This is a genomic window from Pseudorhodoplanes sp. (genome assembly GCF_035565795.1).
In the GTDB taxonomy this organism is placed as follows: Bacteria; Pseudomonadota; Alphaproteobacteria; order Rhizobiales; family Xanthobacteraceae; genus Pseudorhodoplanes.
In genome coordinates this window covers 42,541-48,711 of the sequence record NZ_DATMRV010000131.1, presented here as the reverse complement: position 1 = coordinate 48,711, position 6,171 = coordinate 42,541, and the positions used below count along the sequence as shown (strand labels likewise).

Annotated in this window: 6 protein-coding genes; 3 read left to right on the top strand and 3 right to left on the bottom strand. The window is 62.8% G+C overall.

Annotated features, from left to right (window positions below):
• Window positions 1–728, bottom strand: a 728-nt coding sequence (locus VNZ93_RS12655) for an ABC transporter substrate-binding protein (RefSeq protein WP_325705242.1), incomplete at its 3' end; no start/stop codon positions are given.
• Between the two features lie 273 nt (window positions 729–1,001).
• Between VNZ93_RS12655 and VNZ93_RS12650 the strand changes: the two genes are divergently transcribed.
• Both VNZ93_RS12650 and VNZ93_RS12645 read left to right on the top strand, forming a co-directional pair.
• Window positions 1,002–2,189 carry a M24 family metallopeptidase gene (locus VNZ93_RS12650; RefSeq protein ID WP_325705239.1) on the top strand — a complete coding sequence of 396 codons (1,188 nt, stop codon included), beginning with the start codon at window positions 1,002–1,004 and terminating at the stop codon, window positions 2,187–2,189.
• Between the two features lie 129 nt (window positions 2,190–2,318).
• Entirely contained in the window at window positions 2,319–3,263 is a 945-nt protein-coding gene (locus tag VNZ93_RS12645; RefSeq protein WP_325705236.1) for a 2-hydroxyacid dehydrogenase, read from the top strand.
• Window positions 3,264–3,288: 25 nt separating this feature from the next.
• Here the strand turns inward: VNZ93_RS12645 and VNZ93_RS12640 are convergent, their stop codons facing one another.
• Window positions 3,289–4,395 (bottom strand): LLM class flavin-dependent oxidoreductase, encoded by a 1,107-nt coding sequence (locus VNZ93_RS12640; protein ID WP_325705233.1) that lies wholly within the window; start codon window positions 4,393–4,395, stop codon window positions 3,289–3,291.
• Window positions 4,396–4,490: 95 nt separating this feature from the next.
• On the opposite strand from VNZ93_RS12640, the gene VNZ93_RS12635 reads away from it, so the two are divergent.
• On the top strand, window positions 4,491–5,444 hold the full coding sequence (locus tag VNZ93_RS12635; RefSeq protein ID WP_325705230.1) for a LysR family transcriptional regulator: 954 nt from the start codon (window positions 4,491–4,493) through the stop codon (window positions 5,442–5,444).
• 26 nt (window positions 5,445–5,470) lie between these two features.
• Here the strand turns inward: VNZ93_RS12635 and maiA are convergent, their stop codons facing one another.
• Complete coding sequence (gene maiA, locus VNZ93_RS12630; protein WP_325705227.1) at window positions 5,471–6,121, bottom strand: maleylacetoacetate isomerase; 651 nt, start codon at window positions 6,119–6,121, stop codon at window positions 5,471–5,473.
• Window positions 6,122–6,171: the final 50 nt, after the last annotated feature.

Here is a 6,171-nt window from a genome sequence, read left to right as displayed (position 1 = left end):
TAGGCCTTTTTCTCGTCATTCTTGATCATGTCGAGCGCCTCGAAATAGCTCTTGGCCAGCGCCTTCACCGCACCCTCGTTCTTGGCAATGAAGTCCGGCGTGCAGCCGAACGTATCCATGATCATCGGATAGTCGAGCGTGGTGGCGATGATCTTGCCGGCTTCGGGCTTGGCGCGCACGGCCGAGAGATACGGCTCATAGGTCATGGCGACGTCGTTCTGACCCGCGATGAAGGCCTGTGCGGCCGGTCCGGGCTCCATGTTGACGACCTTCACGTCCTTCACGGAGAGGCCGTTCTTCTTCAGGAACCAGGCGAGCGTGAAATAAGGCGCCGTGCCCGGCGCCGAGGCCGCGACGGTCTTGCCCTTGATGTCCGCAATCGACTTCACGTCGTTGCGCACGGCCATGCCGTCGGCGCCATAGGACTTGTCGAGCTGGAACAGCTGCGTGGTGGGAACCCCGTTGGCGTTCCATACCACCCAGGTCTCCACCGTGGTCGCGGCACATTGTACGTCGCCCGAGGCGATGGCCAGGTGGCGGCTGGCCTGCGGGATCTTCTTGATGGTCACGTCCAGACCGTTCTTGGCGAAGATGCCGGCCTCCTTGGCCAGCACCAGCGGCGCAAAGCCGGTCCAGCCGGAAATACCGATACTCACTTTGGTCTGGGCGGATGCGGGCGCGGCCAGCATCGCGAGGCCGGCGGCGGCCAGGATAAGCTTCAACTTCATAGAACCCTCCGGTTGGACAGCCGATAACCCGGCTTTGCGGCCATGCCAACACGCCGCGGAACCGGGAGTCAATTATGCAAAAAACAGCATGGCAGGCTTTCCGGGGTGCCGGACCGCCGCGCCGTGGCAAAAGTCAAACATTGTGCGGCAAACGCTTATCCACGATATTGCCGCGCCGCTGTCGGGGGCCTCGTCCCGGGACGGCGGAAAATGCGCCAGACGATGCGCAAGGAATATTCAGACCGGCGGACCGCCGGCGGGGAAGGAACCGTAATGATCGACCGCAGGCTGAACCCGATTTCCGATGCCGAACTCGAGCGGCGCTGGAAGGTGGTGCGCGCGATGATGCGCGAGCGCGGGCTCGACGCCCTCGTGATGCAGAATAACAACGACTGGCTGGGCGGCTACGTGAAGTGGTTCACCGATTTCCCCGCCTATAACGGCTATCCGCGCACAGTGCTCTTTCACCTGAACGACGCGATGACCGTCATCGACATGGGTCCTGCGGGCGGCCGGCGCGGCTTCGAAGGCCGCCACGCAATCCACCGCGGCGTCGGCGACCTGATCACGACGCCGGCCTTCACCTCGATCGCCTATACCGACGGCTATCAGGGCGAGCTTGCGCTCGGCGAACTGAGGCGCCGGGCCTACAAGCGCATCGGCATGATCGGGCGCGGCGCGATGCCCTACCGCTTCGTGACGCAGATCGAACAAGGACTCGCCGGCAAGACCGAGATCGTGGACGCGACCGAGGAGGTCGATGCAATCAAGGCGATCAAGAGCGAGGAGGAGATGATCCTCATCCGCCGCTGCGCCGAAATGCAGGACGAGATTTTCGCGCGCGTCTGCAAGAAGGTGAAACCCGGCATGCGGGACAACGACATCACCGCGCTCGCGCAATATGAGGGGCGGCTTCTCGGTTCTGAACAGGGCCTGTTCCTTGGCACGTCCGCGCCGCTCGGTGAGCCGGCGAACTTTGCCGATCGCTATCTACAGGGGCGCGTGCTGCAGAAGGGCGAGCATTTCGCGCTGCTGATCGAGAATGCCGGGCCCGGCGGCATGTATACCGAAATCGCGCGCACCATCGTGTTCGGCAAAGCCACGAACGAACTGCTCGACGGCTTCGAAACGGTGAAAGAAGCGCAGACCTACACGCTGTCGAAGATCAGGCCGGGCGTGCCGGCTCGCGACATCGCCGCGGCGCACGACGCCTTCATGGCCGCACGCGGCGTCGGACCGGAAAAGCGTCTGTATGCGCACGGACAGGGCTACGATCTGGTCGAGCGCCCGCTGATCCGTGAAGACGAGACGATGACGATTCAGGCCGGGATGAATCTCGCCGTGCATCCGGGCTACGAGACGTCTTCGCAATGGGCGGTGATCTGCGACAATTACATCGTTGGTCAGGACGGCCCCGGCGAATGTCTGCACAAGACGCCGAAGCAGATCTTCGAACTGTGAGTCGCCACCGCCGCGGTTTGACTTCGCCACCGCACGACGGCTACATCGCGAGAAGCAGCGAAAGCCATGTATCGCAATACGATACAGCTTTCGCGGAGCGCTGAATCAAACGAAACGGGACGCGGGGGAATGAAGCCGGACATTCTGTATTTCGGACAATTCCCGGAAGCGACCGTTGCCGAACTGAACCGGCGCTACACCGTGCATCACTATTTCAAGATGCCGCAGCCGGATGAGATACCGGCCGATGTCGCCGCGCGTGTCCGCGGCGTTGCCACCGAAGCCAACCGCGGCATCAGCCGCGCGATGCTCGACAGGCTGCCAAACCTCGAAGCCGTGTCTGTGTTCGGCGTCGGGCTCGACCTCGTGGACGTGCAAGCGATTCAGGAACGCGGGCTGCCGCTCGGCAACACACCGGACATTATCGGGCCCGAGGTTGCGGATCTCGCGATCGGGATGATGCTCGCCTCGGCACGGCAGATCATCTTCGCCGATCAATATGTGCGGACCGGGCAATGGGCCAGCAAAGGCCCGATCCCGCTGGGACGCAGCGTCGCCAACAAGACCTGCGGCGTGATCGGCCTCGGCGGCATTGGCCGCGCAATCGCCGACCGGGCCGTCGCATTCCGCATGCACGTTCTCTACACCGGCACGCGCGAGAAGAAGGATGTGCCATACACCTATGTTGGCGATGTCGTGGAACTGGCGCGCCAGAGCGACTATCTGATGGTCGCCTGCAAGGGCGGCTCGGAGACGCGGCATCTCGTGTCGCGCGCCGTGATCGATGCGCTCGGTCCGAAGGGCACACTGATCAATGTCGCGCGCGGCACCGTGGTCGACGAGGAAGCGCTGATCGACGCGCTTGCCAACAAGCGGCTCGGCTGGGCGGCGCTCGACGTGTTCGAGAATTCGCCCAATATCGACAAGCGGCTGCTGAACTTCCCGAACGTCATTCTTCAGCCGCATCACGGCACGGCGGCGATCGAGACGCGTCTGGAGATGGGTCAGCTGATGATCGACAATCTTGCGGCGGGGCTTGAGAAGCGCCCGCTCAAGACGCCGGTCGCCGCGTAACGATCATTCTGCGGCGCGCCCGGCCTTATTCCGCCGCGCGCGACTCCGCGCTGATCGCCGCATTCACCCTCGGCATCACCTTTTCGGCGAGCAGCACCATCGAGCGCTTGCCAAGCGCGGGATCCGCCCAGTCCTTGCCTGCATAGAGCAGCGTGCCGAAATCGCCGACCCTGTCGCGGAAAGCGAGGATCTCGTCCGCGACCTTGTCGGGCGACCCGTAGATGATGAGCTGATCGCAGATCGAATCGAGCGTGACCTCATCGTCGGGCTGATCGCGATGCGTCTTGAACAATTCGATGCGACCGTTCGCCTTCAGCTTGGTGAAGAGCTGCTTGTAATAGAAGCGATACGGCGAATCCGGCGCTGTCGCATATTCGCGCGCGGTCTTGTCGTCATCGGCAACGAAAATGCTCTTCGCCACGCGCCAGTTCGCCGGATCGGCCGGGCGCCCTGCGCGCTCGCAGCCCTCGACATATTTCGGCCAGTGGCTCTTCACCCATTGCGGCATCAGGAAGTTTGCGGAGATCGGATCCCATCCGCGCGCCGCGGCTTCGGTCACACCTTTCGAAAACGGTGCGACCGCCGTCACGACGATCGGCGGATGCGGGCGCTGCAACGGTTTCGGCAGAAAGCCCTGCCCGATCGCCGGCAGATAATGCTGCTCGCTGACGACCGTCCAGTATTTGCCCCGCAGATTGTAGGGCGGCTCGCCCGCCCAGATCGCCAGCACCTGATTGATGCACTCCAGAAACATCTCGTTGCGGTTGGCACCGAGATTGCCGAACACCTCCGCATCCGACAGCAGACCACCCGGCGAAATGCCGAAGATGAAGCGACCATCCAGCATATGGTCGAGCATCGCGATTTCCGCCGCGACCGCAGCCGGATGGCTGTTCGGCATGTTGACGGTACCCGTACCGAGCTTGATCTGCCTGGTCGCGTGGATCAGCGAGGCGATGAAGATCGTGCAGGAGGTGATGTTCTCGGCCTGGTCGGTCGCGTGCTCGCCGACGTAAGCCTCGCAGAAGCCGAGTTCGTCGGCCAGAATGAAGGCTTCCCGGTCCTCTTTCAGCGACGTTCGCCAGTCCTTGCCGAGCGCGTGGATCGGCATCGTGAAAAAGCCGAGTTTCATCAGGTGGTCCTCCAGAGGGCGGGGAATTTAGCTGCGCAGCCCCTCCAAATGAAATAATATCAACTGACCATCGCCATTAATTTATCTAATTCCCTATGCCAGCGCACGCCACCCTCCGCCAGATTCAGGCCGTCATTGCGGTCTGCGAGGAAGGCTCGTTCACGCGCGCCGCCGAACGCGAGCACGCGACGCAATCCGGCATTTCCCAGCATGTGGCGGCCGTCGAGAAGGCCCTCGGCGTCCGCCTGTTCGAACGGACAACAACAGGCGTGACCCCGACGGCCGCGGGACTTCGCTACTATCGCCGCTGTGTCGACGCCATCGGGCTGCTGGAGACTGCCGGCGAGGATATCCGCGCGCTGAGCGGGCGCGTGTCCGGACGCCTGCGGATCGGGCTGATGCCGACGTTCACGCGCGCGGCGCTCGCACCGACCTTGCAGCATTTCGTGCCGGCCTATCCGGACGTGCAGCTGCACATCCTGGAGGCGTATAGCGGCACGCTGACCGATCAGGTGCTGAACGATCAGCTCGACTTTGCGATCGTGCCGGCCTTCGAGGGCCGGGTCGGATTGAAGTCGCGGCTGATCCTGCGTGACCGCGAGGTGCTGATCTCCGGTCGCACAAGTCCGCTGAAGCCGCTCGCGCCGGTTCGGCTCTCCGATTGCGCGCCGCTGAAGATTGTCGTGCCCGGACCGGACAACGTGCGGCGACGCAATCTGGAGGTCTATTTCCAGAGCAACGGCGTCGCGATCGACCGCATGATCGAGATGGACGCGATGATGGCGACATTCGATCTCGTCGCGCGCACCGATTTCGTCACGGTGCTGCCGGGGCTGATCTGCATCAACGATATCGGACGCGACGAATTCATCATCAATCCGATCGACCACCCCTCGCTCTATGCGGAGTTTATCTTGATCACGCCATCGCGGCGAACTCTCTCGACGCCGGCACGGCTGTTCCTCGAGCGCTTCGAGGCGGATCTTGCTGAGACAGGAAAGCGGCTGACGGCCCTATTGAAGGGCGGGCGAAAGCAGCCACAAAGATAACGCGGCATCATTGCCGGGCTTGACGATCACACCGCCGCCGGCGCACCGGGCTGCTTCAGCGGATGCGCTTTCGCGAACGCATCCTCCTTCATGCAGGTCTCGACGATCCGGCGTACCGTGGGAAACGGCGCAAGATCATACTTGAAGAAATTGCACCCAACCGCGTGGCTGACGAGACAGATGTCCGCCATCGTCACGTTGTCGCCCTGACAATGGATGCCGGTTTCCTTGCTGGTCGCGAGATTGGTCTCGAACGCCTTCATTCCTTCGCCGAGCCAGTGATGTATCCATCGCAGGCGGACCGGCTCGTCAATTTTCAGATCGCGTTCGAGATAGTCACGGACCCGCGGCACGATCAGCGGGTGCGCATCGGACGCAACAATCCCGGACAGACCGCGCACACGCGCGCGCGCCACCGCTTCCGACGGCAGGAGGTTCGGATGCGGATGCACATCGTCGAGATATTCCATGATCGCCATCGACTGGAACAGCACTGCGCCTTCGTCGGTCACGAGCGCCGGCAGCAGCATCTGCGGGTTGACCTTGCGATAGGCATCGTTGCGCTGCTCACCCTTCATCAGATCGACGCTGATCACCTCGGGCGAGAGCCCCTTGATGTTGAGCGCGATCCGGACGCGAAACGAGGCGAGCGACCGCCAGAAGGAAAAGAATTGCATATTGCCCGTCCTCTTGCCTCGTCATGCCGTCCCATGGCCGGGACAAGCCC